Annotated in this window: 18 protein-coding genes; 14 read left to right on the top strand and 4 right to left on the bottom strand. The window is 71.6% G+C overall.

The window, feature by feature from the left end:
- The first annotated feature begins 59 nt into the window (after positions 1-59).
- The 7 genes from ACIBVL_RS22440 (at position 60) to ACIBVL_RS22410 (ending at position 10233) form a co-directional block, all read left to right on the top strand.
- Complete coding sequence (locus ACIBVL_RS22440; protein ID WP_399099033.1) at positions 60-1436, top strand: ubiquitin-like domain-containing protein; 1377 nt, start codon at positions 60-62, stop codon at positions 1434-1436.
- 52 nt (positions 1437-1488) lie between these two features.
- Positions 1489-2370 carry a 16S rRNA (adenine(1518)-N(6)/adenine(1519)-N(6))-dimethyltransferase RsmA gene (gene rsmA / locus ACIBVL_RS22435; protein WP_399099032.1) on the top strand — a complete coding sequence of 294 codons (882 nt, stop codon included), beginning with the start codon at positions 1489-1491 and terminating at the stop codon, positions 2368-2370.
- Positions 2367-3269 carry a 4-(cytidine 5'-diphospho)-2-C-methyl-D-erythritol kinase gene (locus ACIBVL_RS22430; RefSeq protein WP_399099031.1) on the top strand — a complete coding sequence of 301 codons (903 nt, stop codon included), beginning with the start codon at positions 2367-2369 and terminating at the stop codon, positions 3267-3269. The genes rsmA and ACIBVL_RS22430 overlap by 4 nt, the downstream gene beginning before the upstream one ends.
- A 208-nt stretch (positions 3270-3477) precedes the next feature.
- On the top strand, positions 3478-5283 hold the full coding sequence (locus ACIBVL_RS22425; RefSeq protein ID WP_399099030.1) for an ABC-F family ATP-binding cassette domain-containing protein: 1806 nt from the start codon (positions 3478-3480) through the stop codon (positions 5281-5283).
- 189 nt (positions 5284-5472) lie between these two features.
- Complete coding sequence (locus ACIBVL_RS22420) at positions 5473-7287, top strand: PQQ-binding-like beta-propeller repeat protein (protein ID WP_399099029.1); 1815 nt, start codon at positions 5473-5475, stop codon at positions 7285-7287.
- 177 nt (positions 7288-7464) lie between these two features.
- Complete coding sequence (locus tag ACIBVL_RS22415; protein WP_399099028.1) at positions 7465-9300, top strand: PQQ-binding-like beta-propeller repeat protein; 1836 nt, start codon at positions 7465-7467, stop codon at positions 9298-9300.
- Positions 9301-9537: 237 nt separating this feature from the next.
- Complete coding sequence (locus ACIBVL_RS22410; protein WP_399099027.1) at positions 9538-10233, top strand: LuxR C-terminal-related transcriptional regulator; 696 nt, start codon at positions 9538-9540, stop codon at positions 10231-10233.
- A gap of 20 nt (positions 10234-10253) precedes the next feature.
- Here the strand turns inward: ACIBVL_RS22410 and ACIBVL_RS22405 are convergent, their stop codons facing one another.
- Positions 10254-10622: a hypothetical protein gene (locus tag ACIBVL_RS22405; RefSeq protein ID WP_399099026.1), complete on the bottom strand. Its 369-nt coding sequence runs from the start codon at positions 10620-10622 to the stop codon at positions 10254-10256.
- A 43-nt stretch (positions 10623-10665) separates the two neighbouring features.
- On the bottom strand, positions 10666-12354 hold the full coding sequence (locus ACIBVL_RS22400; protein WP_399099025.1) for a sodium:solute symporter family protein: 1689 nt from the start codon (positions 12352-12354) through the stop codon (positions 10666-10668).
- Between the two features lie 118 nt (positions 12355-12472).
- On the opposite strand from ACIBVL_RS22400, the gene galT reads away from it, so the two are divergent.
- From galT to galK, 3 genes are read left to right on the top strand one after another with little or no spacing between them, the layout of a single operon-like run.
- Positions 12473-13534, top strand: coding sequence for a galactose-1-phosphate uridylyltransferase (gene galT / locus ACIBVL_RS22395; RefSeq protein WP_399099024.1), 1062 nt, complete (start codon positions 12473-12475; stop codon positions 13532-13534).
- The gene (gene galE / locus ACIBVL_RS22390) at positions 13531-14499 is read left to right on the top strand and encodes a UDP-glucose 4-epimerase GalE (protein WP_399099023.1); all 969 of its coding nucleotides are present in this window, start codon (positions 13531-13533) and stop codon (positions 14497-14499) included. The genes galT and galE overlap by 4 nt, the downstream gene beginning before the upstream one ends.
- On the top strand, positions 14499-15653 hold the full coding sequence (galK, locus tag ACIBVL_RS22385) for a galactokinase (protein ID WP_399099022.1): 1155 nt from the start codon (positions 14499-14501) through the stop codon (positions 15651-15653). Before galE ends, galK begins: the two co-directional genes overlap by 1 nt.
- Positions 15654-15726: 73 nt before the next feature.
- Here the strand turns inward: galK and ACIBVL_RS22380 are convergent, their stop codons facing one another.
- Positions 15727-16170, bottom strand: a complete 444-nt coding sequence (locus tag ACIBVL_RS22380) for a GNAT family N-acetyltransferase (protein WP_399099021.1) — start codon at positions 16168-16170, stop codon at positions 15727-15729.
- A 281-nt stretch (positions 16171-16451) separates the two neighbouring features.
- Here ACIBVL_RS22380 and ACIBVL_RS22375 point away from each other — a divergent pair, with 281 nt between their 5' ends.
- On the top strand, positions 16452-17231 hold the full coding sequence (locus ACIBVL_RS22375; RefSeq protein WP_399099020.1) for a LuxR C-terminal-related transcriptional regulator: 780 nt from the start codon (positions 16452-16454) through the stop codon (positions 17229-17231).
- Here the strand turns inward: ACIBVL_RS22375 and ACIBVL_RS22370 are convergent.
- Entirely contained in the window at positions 17190-17687 is a 498-nt protein-coding gene (locus ACIBVL_RS22370; RefSeq protein ID WP_057600602.1) for a MarR family winged helix-turn-helix transcriptional regulator, read from the bottom strand. The two genes, ACIBVL_RS22375 and ACIBVL_RS22370, sit on opposite strands and share 42 nt — an antisense overlap.
- Before the next feature lie 120 nt (positions 17688-17807).
- On the opposite strand from ACIBVL_RS22370, the gene ACIBVL_RS22365 reads away from it, so the two are divergent.
- Genes ACIBVL_RS22365 through ACIBVL_RS22355 form a run of 3 tightly spaced genes read left to right on the top strand, consistent with a single transcriptional unit; the run spans position 17808 to position 19203 of the window.
- The gene (locus ACIBVL_RS22365; protein ID WP_399099019.1) at positions 17808-18614 is read left to right on the top strand and encodes a trans-aconitate 2-methyltransferase; all 807 of its coding nucleotides are present in this window, start codon (positions 17808-17810) and stop codon (positions 18612-18614) included.
- Positions 18614-18976: a glyoxalase gene (locus ACIBVL_RS22360; RefSeq protein WP_399099018.1), complete on the top strand. Its 363-nt coding sequence runs from the start codon at positions 18614-18616 to the stop codon at positions 18974-18976. The genes ACIBVL_RS22365 and ACIBVL_RS22360 overlap by 1 nt, the downstream gene beginning before the upstream one ends.
- A gap of 53 nt (positions 18977-19029) precedes the next feature.
- Positions 19030-19203: a CsbD family protein gene (locus tag ACIBVL_RS22355; protein WP_399099017.1), complete on the top strand. Its 174-nt coding sequence runs from the start codon at positions 19030-19032 to the stop codon at positions 19201-19203.
- Positions 19204-19247: the final 44 nt, after the last annotated feature.

Raw genomic sequence — 19247 nt, 5'->3', positions numbered from 1 at the left:
CGGTCCCTCCGCTAGGTTCTGGGGGCCCGATCCGGACCCCGTCCCTGGAGCGTGTCGGCGTGAGCAACTCCCAGTACCTCGAGTACGAGCCGTACGGCGGCGCTGGACCGTACGTCGACCTGCACAACGCCGAGACGCTCGCCTACGGCGTGTACGCGGCCCCCGGGGCGTACGAGGAACGGCCGCCCTACGACGACCCGTACCGGCCCGCGTACGAGGAGGCCCCGCCGCCCGAGACGCTCCAGCTGCCGAAACCGTTGTTCCCCCAGCTGGGGGCAGCGATGCCCGCGGGGACGGACGGGCGGGCCGCGCGCCGGCGCAGGGCGCGGTCCGCCGAGCGCCAGGACTCCACCGTGCGCCGACTGCTCCCGCAGGCCCTCGTCGTCGCATTCCTCGCCGGCGGCACCACCGCCTTCGTCGCCGAGGACAAGGCCGTCGAGCTGAACGTCGACGGCAAGGCGCGCACGCTGCACACCTTCGCCGACGACGTCACCGAGCTGCTGGCGGACGAGGGCGTGGCGGTCGGCGCGCACGACGTGGTCGCGCCCGGCCCGGGCGCGACCCTGTCCAGTGGCGACGAGGTGGCGGTGCGCTACGGGCGTCCGGTACGGCTCACCCTGGACGGACAACGGCACCAGCTGTGGACGACGGCCCACACGGTGGAGGCGGCGCTCGAACAGTTCGGGGTGCGCGCGGAGGGCGCGTACCTCTCGCTCGCGCGCTCCCGGCGCATCGGGCGTGAGGGGCTCGCGCTGGACGTGCGCACCGAGCGCGCCGTGACGGTCATGGCCGACGGCAGGGCCCGCACCATCCGCACCAACGCGGCGACCGTGGCCGAGGCGGTCGAGGAGGCCGGGATCACCCTGCGCGGCCAGGACACCACCTCCGTGGCGCCCGGCAGCTTCCCGCGCGACGGGCAGACGGTCACCGTCCTGCGGATCACCGGCACCAAGGAGGTCCGTGAGGAGCCGATCCCGTTCGACGTGCGGCGCACCGACGACCCCTCCCTCTTCAAGGGCACGGAGGTCGTGGAGCGGGCCGGACAGCCGGGGCTGCGGCGGATCACGTACTCCCTGCGCACCGTCAACGGCGTACGGCAGAAACCGAGGCGGACCAGGACCGAGGTCGTGCGCGAGCCGCGCGCCCAGGTGGTCAAGGTCGGCACCAAGCCCCTGCCGAGGTCCGTGCGGGGCGCGGACGGCCTCAACTGGCGGGGGCTCGCGGCCTGCGAGTCCGGCGGCCGCCCCAACGCGGTCGACCCCTCCGGCACCTACGGCGGCCTCTACCAGTTCGACACCCACACCTGGCACACCCTCGGCGGCACCGGCCGCCCCCAGGACGCCCCCGCGGCAGAACAGACGCTCCGCGCGAAGAAGCTGTACGTACGCCGGGGCGCGAGCCCCTGGCCGCACTGCGGGGCACACCTGCACGGATAGCCCGCGCGGCCACCGGGCAACCGCGCCCACCGCGCCCCCGTACCCTTGTCCCGTGAGCAGCCCCGCCCCCGACGCCCTCCTCGGCCCCGCCGACATCCGCGAACTCGCCGCCGCCCTCGGTGTACGCCCCACCAAGCAGCGCGGCCAGAACTTCGTGATCGACGCGAACACGGTCCGCCGTATCGTCCGCACCGCACAGGTCCGCCCCGACGACGTGGTCGTCGAAGTCGGCCCGGGCCTGGGCTCCCTCACGCTCGCCCTGCTGGAGGTCGCCGACCGCGTCACCGCCGTCGAGATCGACGACGTGCTGGCCGCCGCCCTGCCCGCGACGATCACGGCGCGCATGCCGGAGCGCGCGGAGCGCTTCGCGCTGGTGCACTCCGACGCGATGCACGTGGCCGAACTGCCGGGCCCCGCCCCGACCGCACTGGTCGCGAACCTGCCGTACAACGTGGCCGTGCCGGTGCTGCTGCACATGCTCGACACCTTCCCGAGCATCGAGCGCACCCTCGTGATGGTCCAGGCGGAGGTCGCCGACCGCCTCGCCGCCGCCCCCGGCTCGAAGGTGTACGGCGTCCCGTCCGTCAAGGCCAACTGGCACGCCGAGGTCAAGCGGGCCGGCGCCATCGGCCGCAACGTCTTCTGGCCCGCCCCGAACGTCGACAGCGGGCTCGTCTCGCTCACGAGAAGGACCGAGCCGATCAAGACCACGGCGTCCAAGCGCGAGGTCTTCGCGGTCGTCGACGCGGCCTTCGCCCAGCGGCGCAAGACGCTGCGGGCCGCGCTGTCCGGGTGGGCCGGTTCGGCGGCGGCGGCCGAGGCGGCCCTGGTCGCCGCCGGGGTGTCCCCGCAGGCGCGCGGCGAGTCGCTCACCGTCGAGGAGTTCGCCCGCATCGCGGAGCACGCCAAGAACAACAAGGAGACCGCCGCGTGAGCGTCACCGTGCGCGTGCCCGCGAAGGTCAACGCCCAGCTCGCGGTGGGCGCCGCGCGCGCGGACGGCTTCCACGACCTGGCGAACGTCTTCCTGGCCGTCGGCCTGTACGACGAGGTCACGGCGACCCCGGCCGACGAGCTGCGCGTCACCTGCGAGGGCCCGGACGCAGCCCAGGTCCCCCTGGACCGCACGAACCTCGCCGCACGGGCGGCACTCGCCCTCGCCGAGCGCTACGACCGGGACGCCCGCGTCCACCTGCACATCGCCAAGGACATCCCCGTCGCCGGCGGCATGGCGGGCGGCAGCGCGGACGGCGCGGGCGCGCTGCTGGCCTGCGACGCACTGTGGGGTACGGGGGCGTCCCGGGACGAGCTCCTCGAGATCTGCGCCGAGCTGGGCAGCGACGTGCCGTTCAGCCTGGTCGGCGGGGCGGCCCTGGGCACCGGGCGCGGCGAGAAGCTGACGCCGCTGGAGGTCGGCGGGACGTTCCACTGGGTGTTCGCCCTGGCCGAGCGGGGGCTGTCGACCCCGGCGGTGTTCCGCGAGTTCGACCGGCTCGGCGAGGGCCTCGACATCCCGGAGCCGGTCGCGTCGCGGGACCTCCTCGAGGCGCTGGCCAAGGGCGACCCCGACGCGCTCGCGGCCACCGTCTCCAACGACCTTCAGCCCGCCGCGCTCTCCCTCTTCCCCGAGCTGGCGGACACCCTCGCCGCGGGCCGCGCGGCCGGGGCGCTGGCGACCCTCGTCTCGGGCTCGGGCCCGACCACGGCCTTCCTGGCCCGCGACCCCGCCGCCGCCGCGAGGATCGCGGAGGGGCTGACGGCCTCGGGCACGTGCCGCAGCGTGCGGGTGACGTCGGGTCCGGCGCCGGGGGCGACGGTCGTGTCCGCGTCCTGACCCCTGAGCGGGCGGTGTGAAGGGGCTTGCGCGGGAGCTGCGGCCGGCACCGAACGGCGGGGCGACGGGCGTTCCCGGGCCCCGCCGACGCGAGCGTCCGGGAGCCCGCCGTCCCCGGACCCCGCCGTCGGCCCTGACCGGTGTGTGAAGGCCGGGTGCTCCGCCGGACTACCCTGGAGGGTCGATCGACCCCCCGGGCAGGAGAGAAATGGCCGTCAATCTGGTCAATGTCGAGAACGTCAGCAAGGTGTACGGCACCCGTGCGCTCCTCGACGGCATCTCGCTCGGCGTGTCCGAAGGGGACCGGATCGGTGTCGTCGGTCGCAACGGCGACGGCAAGACCACGCTGATCCGCATGCTCGCCAAGCTGGAGGAGACCGACTCCGGCCGGGTCACCCACTCCGGCGGGCTGCGCATGGGCGTCCTCACCCAGCACGACTCGCTGGACCCCGCCGCGACCGTACGGCACGAGGTCATCCGGGACCTGGCCGACCACGAGTGGGCGGGCAACGCCAAGATCAGGGACGTCCTGACGGGACTGTTCGGCGGCCTCGACCTGCCCGGCTTCCCGCAGGGCCTGGACACCGTCATCGGACCGCTCTCCGGCGGTGAGCGCCGTCGTATCGCGCTCGCCAAGCTGCTCATCGACGAGCAGGACCTGATCGTCCTCGACGAGCCCACGAACCACCTGGACGTCGAGGGCATCGCCTGGCTGGCCCGGCACCTCCAGGCGCGCCGCTCGGCCCTCGTCTGCGTCACGCACGACCGCTGGTTCCTCGACCAGGTCTGCACGCGCATGTGGGACGTCCAGCGCGGCGACGTCCACGAGTACGAGGGCGGCTACTCGGACTACGTGTTCGCGCGCGCGGAGCGCGAGCGCATCGCCGCGACCGAGGAGGTCAAGCGGCAGAACCTGGTCCGCAAGGAGCTGGCCTGGCTGCGGCGCGGCGCGCCCGCGCGGACGTCGAAGCCGCGCTTCCGGATCGAGGCGGCCAACGAGCTCATCGCGGACGTGCCGCCGCCCCGGGACACCAGCGAGCTGATGAAGTTCGCGTCCTCGCGGCTCGGCAAGACCGTCTTCGACCTCGAGGACGTCACCGTCCAGGCCGGCCCCAAGGTGCTGCTGAAGCACGTCACCTGGCACCTCGGCCCCGGCGACCGCATCGGCCTCGTCGGCGTCAACGGCGCCGGCAAGACCTCCCTGCTGCGGGCCATGGCCGAGGCCGCCCGCACCGAGGGCGAGGCGCAGCCCGCGGGCGGCCGGGTCACCGTCGGCAAGACCGTCAAGCTCGCCTACCTCTCCCAGGAGGTCGGCGAACTCGACCCCGGCCTGCGGGTCCTGGAGGCCGTCCAGCGGGTCCGCGAGCGCGTCGACCTCGGCAAGGGCCGCGAGATGACCGCCGGACAGCTGTGCGAGACGTTCGGCTTCAACAAGGAGAAGCAGTGGACGCCGGTCGGCGACCTGTCCGGCGGTGAGCGTCGCCGCCTCCAGCTCCTGCGCCTGCTGATGGACGAGCCCAACGTCCTCTTCCTCGACGAGCCGACCAACGACCTCGACATCGAGACCCTCACCCAGCTGGAGGACGTCCTCGACGGCTGGCCCGGCTCGATGATCGTCATCTCCCACGACCGGTTCTTCGTCGAGCGCACCACCGACCGCGTCTACGCCCTCCTCGGCGACGCCACCCTGCGCATGCTCCCGCGCGGCATCGACGAGTACCTGGAGCGACGCCAGCGCATGGAGGAGGCCGCGGCCGCCTCCGCCCCGGCGGCCGCGCAGAAGCCCGCCCCGGAGAAGAGCGCCGCCGACCAGCGCGCCGCGAAGAAGGAACTCCAGCGGATCGAGCGCCAGTTGGACAAGATCTCCGAGCGGGAGTCCAAGCTGCACAACCAGATCGCCGACCACGCCACCGACTTCGCGAAGGTCGCCGAACTCGACGCCGAACTGCGCGGGTTGGCGGGCGAGCGGGAGGAACTGGAGCTGCGCTGGCTGGAACTCGCCGAGGACGCGTGAAGGGCGCGTGAAGGCGCGTAACAACGGCATCACGGGCCGGTCCTCCCTTGGGAACGAGGGTGGATCGGCCCGTGGGCCGTCAGTCCCGAGTGATACAAAGGGCCGTCTGAGAACTTTCTGACGACGACTCGGGGGCCGTCACCAACCTCGGGGCGTGGCCGAAAACTGGTGACAAGGGGGAACACGCTGATGGCTCAGCCGCCCAATCAGCCGCCGCACCAGGGTGGTTTCGGAGCACCTCAGAACCAGCCGCCCCAGAACCAGCCGCCCCAGGACCAGCCCCCGCAGGCCCCGCCGCCCGGCGGTTTCGGCGCACCCCAGCCGCCCGCGCAGCCGCCCCAGCCCGGCTACGGCCACCCGCCGCAGCCCGGACCCTACGGCGCCCCCGCCGCACCCGGACCGTACGGCCCGCCCCAGCAGCCCGGACCGTACGCGCAGCCCGCGCAGCCGGGACCGTACGGCACGCCCGGCCCCTACGGCCGGCAGGCCGCCCCCTACCAGCAGCCCGGCTACGGCTACCCGCCCCCGCCGCAGTTCCCGGGCGCCCCCGGCACCCCGCCCCCCGGCTCCGGCTCGCGCAACCCCTTCACGTGGCGCCCCGCGCTGGTCGTCGGCGCGGCGGTCGCCGCGCTGCTGGTGATCGGCGGGACCGTGTTCGCGGTCACGAGCGGCGACGACGGCGGCAAGAAGCCGGTCGCCGGACCCAGCGACGACAAGCCGAACGCGAGCGACAGCCCGGTCAACCCCGGTGACGGCAGCGGCGACGGCGGCTCGGACCCGGAGGACCTCAACGCGGGCCGCAAGGCGGGCGAGGCGAAGGTGCTCTGGTACAAGGAGGCACCGGACGCGCCCGCCGACGGCGCCGACGCACCCGGAATGTGGATCACGTCCAAGACCGCGGTGAAGGCCGCGTACAAGGAGGTCGTCGCCTACAACGTGGGCGACGGGAAGCCGACCTGGGACCCGATCACGTTCCCGCAGAAGATCTGCGGGGTCACCTCGCAGAAGACGGCCGACGACAAGATCGTCGTCGCCTATATGAGCGGCGTCAGCGACCGCGCCCAGTGCAACAAGCTCCAGCAGATCGACCTCGCCACCGGCGCCAAGGGCTGGACCGCCGAGGTCCCGGACGGTCAGCTCTTCGACAGCGTGGGCAGCAGCATCGGGCTGTCGGTCGCGGGCAACACGCTGATGGTGGCCCGCTCGCAGTCCGGGGTGGCGTACGACGTCCGCACCGGCAAGAAGTTGTACGACAAGCAGAAGTACGGTGACGCCTGCTTCCCGTCGGCGTTCGCGGGCGGGGCCCGGCTGGTCATGGTGTCGTCCTGTGCCGCCCTGAAGGCCGACGAGCACGACGAACTCCAGGAGCTGGACCCGGCGACCGGCAAGGTCAAGTGGACCCAGAAGTTCGACAAGGGGTGGTCGGTCGAGCGGGTGTACTCCCTCGACCCGCTGGTCGTCTACAGCACCAACGACGACAAGAACACCTGGAACATCTCCACGTTCAAGGCGGACGGCACCTTCCGCTCGCAGGTCGCCGTCGACGAGGACTTCGACCCCGATTGCGGCTGGGCCCTCTTCGACACCGACCTCACCGGCTGCCTCGGCACGGCGGTCGACGCCGACACCCTCTACCTGCCTACGGACGCGACCAGCGGCGCCAACGAGATCGTCGCCATCGGCCTCGCCGACGGCAAGGAGAAGTGGCGCGTGAAGTCGCCCACCGACGAGGCGATGGTGCCGATGAAGACCGAGAGCGGCAAGCTCGTCGCGTACGTGGAGCCGTCCTCCGAGGCGGGTGGCCGGGTGGTGTCCATCCCCACGACCGGATCCGCCCATACGCCGACGACGCTGCTGCAGATGCCCGAGAGCACGATCGACATCGAGGACGGCTTCTACGACGGCGACCGCGCCTGGATCGACGGCCGTCTCTACCTCTCCTCCACCCAGCTGAACGGCGAGGACGACGGGAAGGAGAAGCTGATGCTCGCCTACGGCAAGTGAGCCGGGCGAGCCGGGCGGACCGGCGACCGCCGTCCCCACCCGGCCGGATCCCGCCGGCCGTGCGGCCCGGCCGATCCGCCGCCGCCGTCCGCGCCCGGCCGGATCCCCCGACACCCTTCCCCGGTCTGCGACCGCAGCCCCGTCGTCCCCGAGCGTCCCGCCGAGGTGAACCACACCATGACCCAGCCGCCGCCCCCACCGCCCCCGCCGCCGAACCAGCCCCCGCAGGGAGGTTCCGGCATGCCACAGCACCAACCTCCGCAGCAGCAGGGCGCTTTCGGCCCGCCCCAGCAGCCCCGGGACACCTCGCCCCAGGGCGGCCACGGCACCCCGCAGGCGCCTCCGCCCGCCGGTCCGCCCCAGCCCGGTTACGGCTACCCGCAGGCCCCCCAGGGCTACGGCTATCCGGCCGCCGCCCCACAGGCCCCGCAGCCGCCCGCGTACGGCCAGCCGGGCCACGGCTACCCGGGCCACCCCGGCCACGGTTACCCGGGCCAGCCGGTCTCCCCCGTCCAGCCGGGCTACCCGGGGCACCCCACCGTCCCCCTGCAGCCGCAGCAGACCGCGCCCGGCGGCAAGCGCAGGATGAACGCCTCGATGGTGATCATCGTGGCGGCGGTCGCGGCGATCGCGCTGATCGTCGGCGGCGGCGTCTGGTACGCGAAGTCCTCCGGGGGCGACGGCAAGCAGGACGGCCCCACCGCCTCCGGCGGCACCGGCGGGAACGAGAACAAGGGCGGCGGCACCGCCAAGGGCAGCGAGAAGGCGCCCGCCGACACCGGCGCCAAGGCCCTCTTCCAACTGCCCATGCCCACGGTCGGCAAGGACGACAGCGTGGCCGTGGACGGCTCCTGGCTGACCGACAAGGCCTATGTGAAGACCGGTGTCGCCGAGATCGTCGGCTACGACCGCGACAAGGGCACCAAGCTCTGGACGGTCAAGCTCCCCGGCCCGGTGTGCGCGGCGAGCCGCCAGACCAACGAGGACGGGCGGACCGCGATCGTCTTCCAGCCGAAGATGCCCCCGAAGGACTCCACGGCCGGCTGCTCCCAGATCGCGGCGATCGACCTCACCGCGGGCCGGCAGCTGTGGACGAAGACCGCAAACTCGGGTGACGACCTGATCGACTTCGACAACGTCACCGTCAGCGCGAACACGGTCGCGGTCGGCAGCACCGACGGCGGCGCCGCCTTCGACATCGCCACCGGAAAGCAGCTCTGGGCTCCCAAGACGTCCGACACCTGCTACGACGCCGGCTACGGCGGCGGCGCCAAGCTGGTCGCGGTCCGCAAGTGCGGTTCCTACGACGCGCCGCAGCTGCACATCCAGACCATCGACCCGGCCTCCGGGAAGGTGCTGTCCGAGTACAAGATGGCCACCGACATCGAGTACGCCGGAGTCGTCTCGACGGACCCGCTGGTCGTGGCCGCCGACGTCGGCGACAGCGCCGGTGACGGCAGCGGCATCTCGGACTTCTTCTCCATCGACAACAAGACCGGTGAACTGCGCACCCGCATCTCGGCGCCGGGCGACGAGTACGCCGCCGAGTGCGACAGCATCGACCTGCCCGAGGCGTGCAAGGGCCTGGCCGTCGGCAACGACCGCCTCTACATCGCCACCGAGGAGAAGGACACCGGCGACAGCGGCAGGGCCAACGAGATCGTCGCCTTCGACCTGGGCACCGGCAAGCAGACCGGCCAGCGCGCCGACTCCGGCACCGACTACACGATCTCCCCGCTGCGCATGGACGGCGGCAACGTGATCGCGTACAAGGAGCCGCCGTACGACAAGGGCGGACAGGTCGTCAGCATCGACGGCACCTCGTTCGAGCAGACCACGCTGCTGGAGAACCCGGACTCGGAGGAGGCTCGGGAGATGGAGAGCGCCATGTCCCCCGAGTACTCGGAGATCCTCTACTCGCAGGGCCGGCTGTACATGGCCGGCACGTACGCCGACGAGCCGACCGGCAGCGGCAAGGAGTACCTGGCGATCGCCTTCGGTACGGGAAGCTGACCGGCTCGACAGGCCCCGCGGCCCCGTCCCTCTTCAGGGGCGGGGCCGTTCACTTACCGCTAGTCAACCTCGGATGCGAGGAATTTCGGCGATCCGGGCACTTCTCACCGGTAGGGGGAGCGCAACGTCGAACAAGCGTGTAGCTTCCGGGGGCATGAAAGGCGGGGTGCCGGGGGGCGCCTTTTGTCTGTCGTGCCAGGCATGTCGTGTTCCGTGGCGGGACTGGGGGGTTGCTCGATGGGAGTGCGGCTGATGGTGGTCGACGACCACCGCCTGCTCGCCGAGGCGCTGGCCTCGGCACTGAAACTGCGGGGGCACCGGGTGCTCGCCGCGGCCGCGCCCGCCGCGGGGGCGGCGGAACTGGTGATCACCCGGGCGCCCGAGGTGTGCCTGCTGGGTACGGCGACCCCCGCCGAGCCGGGCATCTTCGACCCCGTGGTCCGCATCAAGCGGGAGCGCCCGCAGGTGGCGGTCCTGGTCCTGGGCCCGGTGCCGAACCCCCGGGGCATCGCCGCCGCCTTCGCCGCGGGCGCCTCCGGTTACGTACGCCATGACGAGCGCATCGAGGGCGTGGAACGAGCGATCATGAAGGCGAGGGCGGGTGAGGCGGCGGTGGCCCCGCAGCTCCTGCAGGGAGCCTTCAGCGAACTCCTGAACCCGGCGGCCCAGCCGGACGACGAGGGCCAGCGCCTGCTCCAGATGCTCACCCCCAGAGAGATCGAGGTACTGGTCCGCGTGGCCGACGGCGAGGACACCCGCCTGATCGCCTCCGGTATGGGCATCGCCCCCTCCACCGCCCGCACCCACGTCCAGCGGGTCCTGATGAAACTGGGCGTCGGCTCCCGTCTGGAAGCGGCGGCCCTGGCGGCCCGCACGGGCCTCCTGGACCGCGCCGGCCCCCTGCCCCATGGATCCCCGGACGAGACGCGGTGATCCACGGGAAGCCGCCCCGGTCACTCGGGGAGCTCCTCCTCCGGCAACGGCAGGCGTGGCGCCGGAGCCGAGACCGGCCTCAGCCACAGCCACAGCAGGAAGAAGAGGCCGAGGGCCAGCATCCCCAGGCCCGTCCACAGGTTGATGTTGATGCCCTGGGCCCTGTCGATCTCCGCGTCGCTGTCGGTCATGCCGGTGATCGTCAGGATGACGCCGTACAGCACGAACAGGCCGCCGATGATGCGGCGCAGGTCGAAGATGCGGGCCGCCGTCTCGGACTTCTCCTCCAGCTCGGTGACCTCCCGCTGGACGTCGGCCTCGGAGTATCCCGCCCGCCGCAGCCGCTCGGCCGCCGTGGCCCGCTCGTCGGGCTCGAATTGCTCGGACATGGTCTTTCCATCCTCCCTCGGTACGCGCGAATCGCGACGGGGCTCAGAACGAGAACGGGATGTAGCAGGCGGCCGCCAGGATCACGGCCCCCCAGCCCAGCAGCGCCGGCCTGCGGTACCAGGCGTCGTCACCCGCGGCCGGCGGTTCGGCCATGCCGGGGGAGCGGGTGCCGTAGACCAGGCCCTGGAGCTCCTCCTCGGGCTTGGGCGCGGTGAACAGCGAGACCGCCACCATCACCACCGCGCCCGCCACGAAGCCCGCGATCGCGGAGACGAAGTTGGCGCCCTGGTCGGAGGGGATGCCGATGATGTCCTGCTTGTAGAGGACGAAGTAGTTGATCATCGCCGCCGTCGTGCCGGCCAGCAGGCCCCAGAAGCCCGACTTCTTCGACGCCCGCTTCCAGAACATGCCGACGATGAAGACCACGAACATCGGGACGTTGAAGAAGCTGAACAGCGTCTGCAGGTAGCTCATGATGTTCGAGAACGACGACGCCAGGAACGCCGTGCCGACCGAGGCCATGACACCGATCGCCGTGATCAGGCGGCCGAAGCGGACGTAGTAGGCGTCCTCGCGGCCGCGCACCACGTACTTCGCCCAGATGTCGGTGGTGAACACCGTGTTGAAGGACGACACGTTCGCCGCCATGCCGGCCATGAACGCCGCCAGCAGACCCGTCACCGCGATGCCCAGCACCCCGTTCGGCAGCAGATTCGCCATCAGGTACGGGATCGCGTCGTTGTACTGCAGGTCCGAGCCGCTCGTGCCGATCTTCGGCACCAGGACGGCGGCCACCAGCCCCGGGATCATCACCAGGAACACGATGAAGATCTTCGGATAGGCGGCGATCAGGGGAGTGCGCTGGGCGGCCGACAGGTTGCGCGCCGACAGCGCGCGCTGGACCTCCGCGAAGTTCGTCGTCCAGTAGCCGAAGGAGAGGACGAAGCCGAGGCCCAGCACGATCGTCAGCCAGTTCGCGCCCAGCGGGTTCGCGCTGCCGATGCCGGTGCCGCCCCAGGCCGTGACGAAGTCGTCCCCGTGCGTCGCGGTCAGCTTGTCCGTCAGGCCGCCCCAGCCGCCGACCCTCTTCAGGCCCAGCACCGACAGCGGGATCAGCGCCGCCAGGATCACGAAGAACTGGAGCACCTCGTTGTAGATCGCCGAGGAGAGGCCGCCCAGGGTGATGTACGCCAGGACGAAGAAGCCGGCGACCACGATCGCCACCCACTGCGGCCAGCCCAGCAGCGCCTCCACCACGATCGCCAGCGCGTACAGGTTGACGCCCGCGATCAGGATCGCCGCGAAGGCGAACAGGATCGAGCTCAGCAGATGAGCCCCCCTGTCGAACCTGAGCAGCAGGAACTCGGGCACGGAGCGGACCTTGCTGCCGTAGTAGAACGGCATCATCACCAGCCCCAGGAACACCATCGCCGGGATGGCGCCGATCCAGTACCAGTGCACGGTGTACGCGCCGTACTGCGCGCTGTTCGCGGCCATGCCGAGGATCTCGGTGGCGGCAAGGTTGGCCGAGATGAAGGCGAGGCCGGTGATCCAGGCGGGCAGTGAGCGCCCGGAGAGGAAGAAGTCGAGGCTGGTCTTCACCGACCGGCGGGCGGCGAAGCCGATGCCCAGCACGACGACGAAGTAGATGCCGAGGATCGTGTAGTCGAGCGCGTTCGTGGGGAGCCGCAGCTCGGCCGCCAGGTACAGAGGATCTGTGGGGGTCTGCATCCGGAGCTCACCTTGTCTGGTGGTCTTTGTTTGGTTGTGAGGGTTTCTTACTGCGCGGATTTGTGTTTCTATGTGTTCGGTTCTGTTTGATGTCTTGACTTGGCAATGGAGAGTCGCGGTGAAGAAGACCTCGACCCGGCTGGCCGACGGTCGTGAGCTGATCTACTACGACCTGCGGGACGACTCGGTGCGCGACGCGGTGGACCGCCGTCCGCTGGACCGCACGGTCACCACCTCGGAGGTGCGCAGGGATCCGCTGCTCGGCGACTCGGTCGCGATCGCGTCGCACCGGCAGGGGCGCACCTACCACCCGCCTGCCGACCAATGTCCGCTCTGCCCCTCCCAGGGCGAGCGGCTGAGCGAGATCCCGGACTCGTCGTACGACGCCGTCGTCTTCGAGAACCGTTTCCCCTCCCTGGCCGGCGACTCCGGACGCTGCGAGGTGGTCTGTTTCACCTCCGACCACAACGCGTCCTTCGCCGACCTCACCGAGGAGCAGGCGCGACTCGTCCTCGACGCGTGGACGGACCGGACGTCCGAACTGTCGCATCTGCCCTCCGTTGAACAGGTGTTCTGCTTCGAGAACCGCGGTGCCGAGATCGGTGTGACCCTGGGTCACCCGCACGGGCAGATCTACGCCTACCCGTTCACCACCCCCCGCACCGCCCTGATGTTGCGTTCGGTCGCCGCGCACAAGGACGCCACCGGCGGGGAGAACCTCTTCGACGCCGTCCTGGAGCGTGAACTCGCCGACGAGCGGGTCGTCCTGGAGGGTGAACACTGGGTCGCCTTCGTGCCGCACGCCGCCCACTGGCCGTACGAGGTGCACCTGTACCCCAAGCGCCGCGTGCCCGACCTGCTCGGCCTGGACGAGGACGCGCGCAGCGAGTTCCCCAGGGTCTACCTGGAACTCCTGAGGCGCTTCGACCGTATCTTCGGTGAGGGTGAGCCTCCGACGCCGTACATCGCCGCCTGGCACCAGGCGCCGTTCGGTCAGCTGGAGGAGTTCGAGGGCGTCAACCGCGACGACTTCGCGCTGCATCTCGAGCTTTTCACCATCCGCCGGACGTCCGGCAAGCTGAAGTTCCTCGCGGGCTCCGAATCCGGCATGAACGTCTTCATCAACGACGTGCCACCGGAGCGCGCGGCCGAGCGACTGCGAGAGGTAGCGAGTTCATGAGCGGGAAGTACCTGGTCACCGGAGGCGCCGGATATGTCGGCAGCGTGGTCGCCCAGCACCTGCTGGAGGCGGGCCACGAGGTCGTCGTCCTCGACAACCTGACCACCGGCTTCCGGGAGGGCGTCCCGGCCGGCGCCACGTTCATCGAGGGCGACATCCGCGACGCCGGCAAGTGGCTGGACTCCTCCTTCGACGCGGTCCTCCACTTCGCCGCGTCCTCCCAGGTCGGCGAGTCCGTCGTCAAGCCGGAGAAGTACTGGGACAACAACGTCGGCGGCACCATGGCCCTCCTCGGTGCCATGCGCGAGGCCGGCGTGCGCACGCTCGTCTTCTCCTCCACGGCCGCCACCTACGGCGAGCCGGAACAGGTCCCGATCGTCGAGACCGCGCCCACGAAGCCGACCAACCCCTACGGGGCCACCAAGCTCGCGGTCGACCACATGATCACGGGTGAGGCGGCCGCCCACGGGCTCGGCGCGGTCTCGCTGCGCTACTTCAACGTCGCGGGCGCGTACGGCGCCCAGGGCGAGCGCCACGACCCCGAGTCGCACCTCATCCCGCTGGTCCTCCAGGTCGCCCAGGGCCGACGCGAGGCCATCTCCGTCTACGGCGACGACTACCCGACCCCGGACGGCACCTGCGTCCGCGACTACATCCACGTCGCCGACCTCGCCGAGGCCCACCTGCTCGCCGTCCAGGCCGCCCAGCCCGGCGAACACCTCATCTGCAACCTCGGCAACGGCAACGGCTTCTCCGTCCGTGAGGTCATCGAGACCGTCCGCAAGGTCACCGGCCACCCGATCCCCGAGGTCGTGGCCCCACGCCGCGGCGGCGACCCGGCCGTCCTGGTCGCCTCGGCGGCCACCGCCCGCGAACAGCTGGGCTGGAACCCGTCCCGCGCGGACCTCGCGGGCATCGTCGCGGACGCCTGGGAGTTCGCGCAGCACATCGCAAGGGAGCAGTAGTGGCGGCACAGCACCAGGTCCGGGAAGCCTTCGTCGCGCTCTACGGGGCGGAACCCGACGGCGTCTGGGCGGCACCCGGCCGCGTCAACCTCATCGGTGAGCACACCGACTACAACGACGGCTTCGTGATGCCCTTCGCCCTGCCGCACGAGGCGCTCGCGGCGGTCTCCCGGCGCGACGACGGCATCCTGCGGCTCCACTCGGCCGACATCGAGGGCGGCGTGGCAGAGCTGCGGCTGGACGACCTCGCCCCGGAGACGGACGAGGCGTGGACGTCGTACCCCGCCGGTGTCGTCTGGGCCCTGCGCGAGGCCGGCCACCCGGTCACCGGCGCGGACATCCATCTGACCTCGACGGTCCCGTCCGGCGCGGGCCTGTCCTCGTCGGCGGCCCTGGAGGTCGTCGTGGCCCTCGCCCTCAACGACCTCTACGACCTCGGCCTGCAGCGCTGGCAGCTCGCCCGCCTGTGCCAGCGCGCGGAGAACGTCTACGTGGGCGCCCCCACCGGCATCATGGACCAGACGGCGTCCGCCTGTTGCGAGGCCGGCCACGCCCTGTTCCTCGACACCCGCGACCTCGCCCAGAAGCAGATCCCCTTCGACCTGGCCGCGGAGGGCATGCGCCTGCTGGTCGTCGACACCCGGGTCAAGCACGCCCACAGCAACGGCGAGTACGGCAAGCGCCGCGCCGGCTGCGAGAAGGGCGCGGCCCTGCTGGGCGTCGACGCGCTGCGGGACGTCCCGTACGCCGACCTGGACGCGGCGCTCGCCCGTCTGGACGACGAGGAGGTCCGCCGCCTGGTCCGCCACGTCGTGACGGAGGACGAGCGGGTCGAGCGGGTGGTGGCGCTGCTGGAGTCGGGCGACACCCGCGCCATCGGCCCGGTCCTCACCGAGGGCCACGCCTCACTCCGTGACGACTTCCGGGTCTCCTGCCCCGAGCTGGACCTGGTCGTCTCCACCGCCGTCGCCGCCGGGGCCCTCGGCGCCCGGATGACCGGCGGCGGCTTCGGCGGATCGGCGATCGTCCTCGCCGAGGCCGCCGACGTCGACACCCTCACCAAGGCGATCGAAGAGGCCTTCGCGGCGGCCGGCCACACCGCCCCCCGTGTCTTCGAGGCGGTGCCCTCGGCGGGGGCCCGGCGGGTGAGCTGAGCAGTTCCCGTGCCCCTCGTCGGCCCCGTACATCCGTGCGGGGCCGACGGCTTTTCAGGCCTCTTCGACGGTCTCACCCCAGCCGCTTGGTCAGCGTGAACTCCGTGATCCCCGGCGGATAGTCCTCGATCACGCACACCACGTCGTAGCCGAGCCGCCGGTAGAACTCCGGTGCCTGGAAGTCCCAGGTCTCCAGGCGTACGTGCCGGCAGCCCCGTTCCTCGGAGGCGACGCGCTCCGCCTCGGTGAGGAGGCGGGTGCCCAGGCCGATGCCGCGGTGGACTTCGTCGACCCAGAGGTAGGTGACGTGCAGCCAGGTCGTCCAGGTGTGTCCCACCAGGCCGCCGGCCAGCTCGCCGGTGGCGTCCGACGCCCACACGTGCAGCGGGGACTCCCGTTCGGCGGGGGTGCCGCGCAGGGCTCGCAGGACCGGGGAGGCGGCTGTGTTGGTGTCGCGGAGCCGCGCGTGGAGAAGATCGCGCCGGCTCCTGTCGACTTCTGTCTCAATTCGAAACATGCGGCACACCATAAACGCGCTGGCCAACCAGTTCTGTCATTTGCCTTCCGCTGCCCGCCCACAGCCCTACCCTGATGAACAGCACCGGTGGGGGCCGGTGCTGATCAGGGGGCGAGACAGTCGGGTACGGCGCCCGCGGTGGGGGTAGCAGTCTCTGCACGGCGGCGGCCGTGCGGCAGCGGCACCCCCCGCGGGCGTCGTATCCGCGCCGGTCGTCGTTCTCCGTCTCAGAACCTTGGGGTATCCCCTGCTCCGGCAAGGAGCCTGGGGAAGGGGGTTTCGTGGTTCGTATCCGAGTCCTGGTCGTCGACGATCACCGTATCTTCGCCGAGTCGCTCGCCGCGGCGCTCGCCGCCGAGCCCGACGTCGACGTCTCCGCGGCCGGCAGCGGCCCGGCGGCGCTGCGCAGCCTGGAGCGCGCGGCCGCCGAGGGGCGCCGCTACGACGTGCTGCTCGTCGACGCCGATCTGGGCGTCGGCCTCGGTGGCGCTCTGCCGGGCATACGGCCGGCCGTGCCCGTGCAGGAGGTGGGGGAGGACGGCCTCGTGGACGGGATCTCCCTGGTCGCCGGGGTGCGCGGCACGCAGCCGCACATCCGGGTCGTCGTCCTCGCCGAGAAGGACGACCCGCGCCGCGCGGCTCTCGCCCTGCAGGCCGGCGCCTCCGGCTGGGTGGCGAAGGACTGCTCGCTGTCGCGGCTGCTGACCGTCATCCGCGGGGTGCTGCGCGAGGAGACCCACCTCCCGCCCGCCCTGCTCACCGGCGTCCTGCGGGAGCTGACGGCCGCCCGCAAGCACCGCACCGAGAGCGAACGCCTCGTCGAGTCCCTCACCCCGAGGGAGCGCGAAGTGCTCCGGTGCATGGTGGCGGGCCTGGGGCGCAAGGCCGTCGCCGAGCGCCTCTTCCTCTCCCCGCACACCGTCCGCACCCATATGCAGAACGTCCTCGGCAAACTCGGCGTCCACTCCACCCTCGCCGCGGTCGCCCTGGCCCGCCGGGCGGGCGTCGGGCCGGTCGACCTAGCCGGGGATGTTGTCGAACGGGGCGGTCAGCTGGCGTAGCAGGCCGGCCAGTTCGCCGCGTTGGGCGTGGGAGAGCTCGGCCAGGATGGCCCGCTCCTGGTCGAGCAGACCGGCGAGGGCCTGGTCGGCGCGGTCCTTGCCGTCGTCCGTGAGGCGGACGAGCACACCACGCCGGTCGCTCGGGTCCGGCAGCCGCTCCACCAGGCCCTTCTTCGCGAGCCGGTCGATACGGTTCGTCATCGTGCCCGAGGTCACCAGCGTCTGCGTCAGCAGCTGCCCCGGCGAGAGCTGATACGGGGCGCCCGCACGCCTGAGCGCCGTCAGGACGTCGAACTCCCACGGCTCCAGCTGGTGCTCGGAGAACGCCAGCCGGCGCGCCCGGTCCAGGTGCCGGGCCAGTCTGCTCACCCGGCTGAGTACTTCCAGCGGCTCCACGTCGAGGTCCGGGCGCTCCCGGCGCCACGCTGCGACCAACCGATCGACCTCGTCCTCCATGGCGATCAGTGTAGTGGTTGTGTCGACGTGAAGTCTCTTGATGTCAAGTTTCTTGAAGTCGAGCCAATTCCCGGCCTAGTCTCTTGACGTCAAGATAAATCCCGCGGGAAGGCTACGACCATGACGACCAACCCCTCCTGGGACCCCGCCCAGTACCTCCGTCACGCCGGCCACCGCGCCCGCCCCTTCGCCGACCTCCTCGCCCGCGTCCCCGACCTGCCCGCGGAACCGCCCGCAGGGCCACGCATCGCCGACCTCGGCTGCGGCCCCGGCAACGTCACCACCGTCCTCGCCGACCGCTGGCCCACCGCCCGCGTCACCGGCTACGACAACTCCCCCCAGATGCTCGCCGACGCCCAGGCCCACGCCGGCCCCCGCCTCGACTTCGCCCACGCCGACCTCGCCACCTGGACGCCGGCAGAGACCTACGACCTCCTCGTCTCCAACGCCGCCCTCCACTGGGTACCCGGCCACCTCGACGCCTTCCCCGCCTGGATCGACGGCCTCGCACCCGGCGGCACCTTCGCCTTCCAGGTCCCCCACAACATCGACGCGCCCCTGCACGCCCTCATGCGCGAACTCGGCAACACCCCCCGCTGGAAGGCCCGCCTCGGCCACGTCCTGCGCCACGAGGACTCCGTGCACGCCCCCGGCGTCTACCTCGACCGCCTCGCCCGCCTCGGCTGCGCGACCGACGTGTGGACGACCACGTACCACCACGTCCTCCAGGGCGCCGACCCCGTCCTCGACTGGGTGAAGGGCACCGGCCTGCGCCCCGCCCTCGACGCCCTCGCCGACGACCCCGAAGCCCGCGACGCCTTCGTCACCGAATACCGCGACCTGCTCCGCGAGGCCTACCCCAGCCACGACTACGGCACGGTCCTGCCGTTCCGCCGCCTGTTCGCGGTGGCCACGAAGGCGGCGTGATGATCGTCGCCGTGGACCACGTCCAGCTCGCCGCGCCGCCCGGCTCCGAGGACCTCCTGCGCCCCTTCTACGTCGACGCCCTCGGCCTGACCGAGATCCCCAAGCCACCGGTCCTCGCCGCGCGCGGCGGCCGCTGGTTCCGGGCCGGCACGGTGCAGCTGCACATCGGCGTCGAGAAGACCTTCCGGCCGTCGGGAAAGGCCCACCCCGGCCTCCGCGTCACCGGCATCGCGGCGTACGCCGCCCGGCTGGAGTCCCACGGCGTGGACATCACCTGGGACGACCACCTCCCGGGCCACGACCGCTTCTACGCCCGGGACCCCGTCGGCAACCGGCTGGAGTTCCTGGAGCCCCGCGTTTGAAATGCGGCCCCGACGGCCACTCGGGACACGTCACACGACGGAGGGTGATCAGCGTGGCGAAGGAAGAGAAGGCCAAGGCCAAGAAGGAACAGATCAAGGGCAAGGCCAAGGAGGTCACCGGCCGGGCGACAGGCGACCTGAGGGCCGAAACCAAGGGCCGCGGCGGCCAGTCCAAGGGCGACGCACGCCAGGCCAAGGAGAAGACGAAGGACGTCTTCAAGCACTGAGGACGTCTTCAAGCACTGAGGACATGAGTAAGAACAAGGGCCCC

The sequence above is a fragment of the Streptomyces sp. NPDC049687 genome, from assembly GCF_044465285.1.
In the GTDB taxonomy this organism is placed as follows: Bacteria; Actinomycetota; Actinomycetes; order Streptomycetales; family Streptomycetaceae; genus Streptomyces.
The sequence above is the reverse complement of the archived record's forward strand: the minus strand, read 5'-3'. Positions and strand labels throughout refer to the sequence as shown.

Excerpts from the sequence above, each read along its gene's own strand:
- ACIBVL_RS22380 (WP_399099021.1), bottom strand. The coding sequence starts at position 16,170 with ATGTTTCGAATTGAGACAGAAGTCGACAGGAGCCGGCGCGATCTTCTC.
- ACIBVL_RS22365 (WP_399099019.1), top strand. The coding sequence starts at position 17,808 with ATGACGACCAACCCCTCCTGGGACCCCGCCCAGTACCTCCGTCACGCC.
- ACIBVL_RS22370 (WP_057600602.1), bottom strand. The coding sequence starts at position 17,687 with ATGGAGGACGAGGTCGATCGGTTGGTCGCAGCGTGGCGCCGGGAGCGC.
- ACIBVL_RS22400 (WP_399099025.1), bottom strand. The coding sequence starts at position 12,354 with ATGCAGACCCCCACAGATCCTCTGTACCTGGCGGCCGAGCTGCGGCTC.
- ACIBVL_RS22425 (WP_399099030.1), top strand. The coding sequence starts at position 3,478 with ATGGCCGTCAATCTGGTCAATGTCGAGAACGTCAGCAAGGTGTACGGC.
- galE (WP_399099023.1), top strand. The coding sequence starts at position 13,531 with ATGAGCGGGAAGTACCTGGTCACCGGAGGCGCCGGATATGTCGGCAGC.
- ACIBVL_RS22410 (WP_399099027.1), top strand. The coding sequence starts at position 9,538 with ATGGGAGTGCGGCTGATGGTGGTCGACGACCACCGCCTGCTCGCCGAG.
- ACIBVL_RS22415 (WP_399099028.1), top strand. The coding sequence starts at position 7,465 with ATGACCCAGCCGCCGCCCCCACCGCCCCCGCCGCCGAACCAGCCCCCG.
- ACIBVL_RS22405 (WP_399099026.1), bottom strand. The coding sequence starts at position 10,622 with ATGTCCGAGCAATTCGAGCCCGACGAGCGGGCCACGGCGGCCGAGCGG.
- ACIBVL_RS22420 (WP_399099029.1), top strand. The coding sequence starts at position 5,473 with ATGGCTCAGCCGCCCAATCAGCCGCCGCACCAGGGTGGTTTCGGAGCA.
- ACIBVL_RS22360 (WP_399099018.1), top strand. The coding sequence starts at position 18,614 with ATGATCGTCGCCGTGGACCACGTCCAGCTCGCCGCGCCGCCCGGCTCC.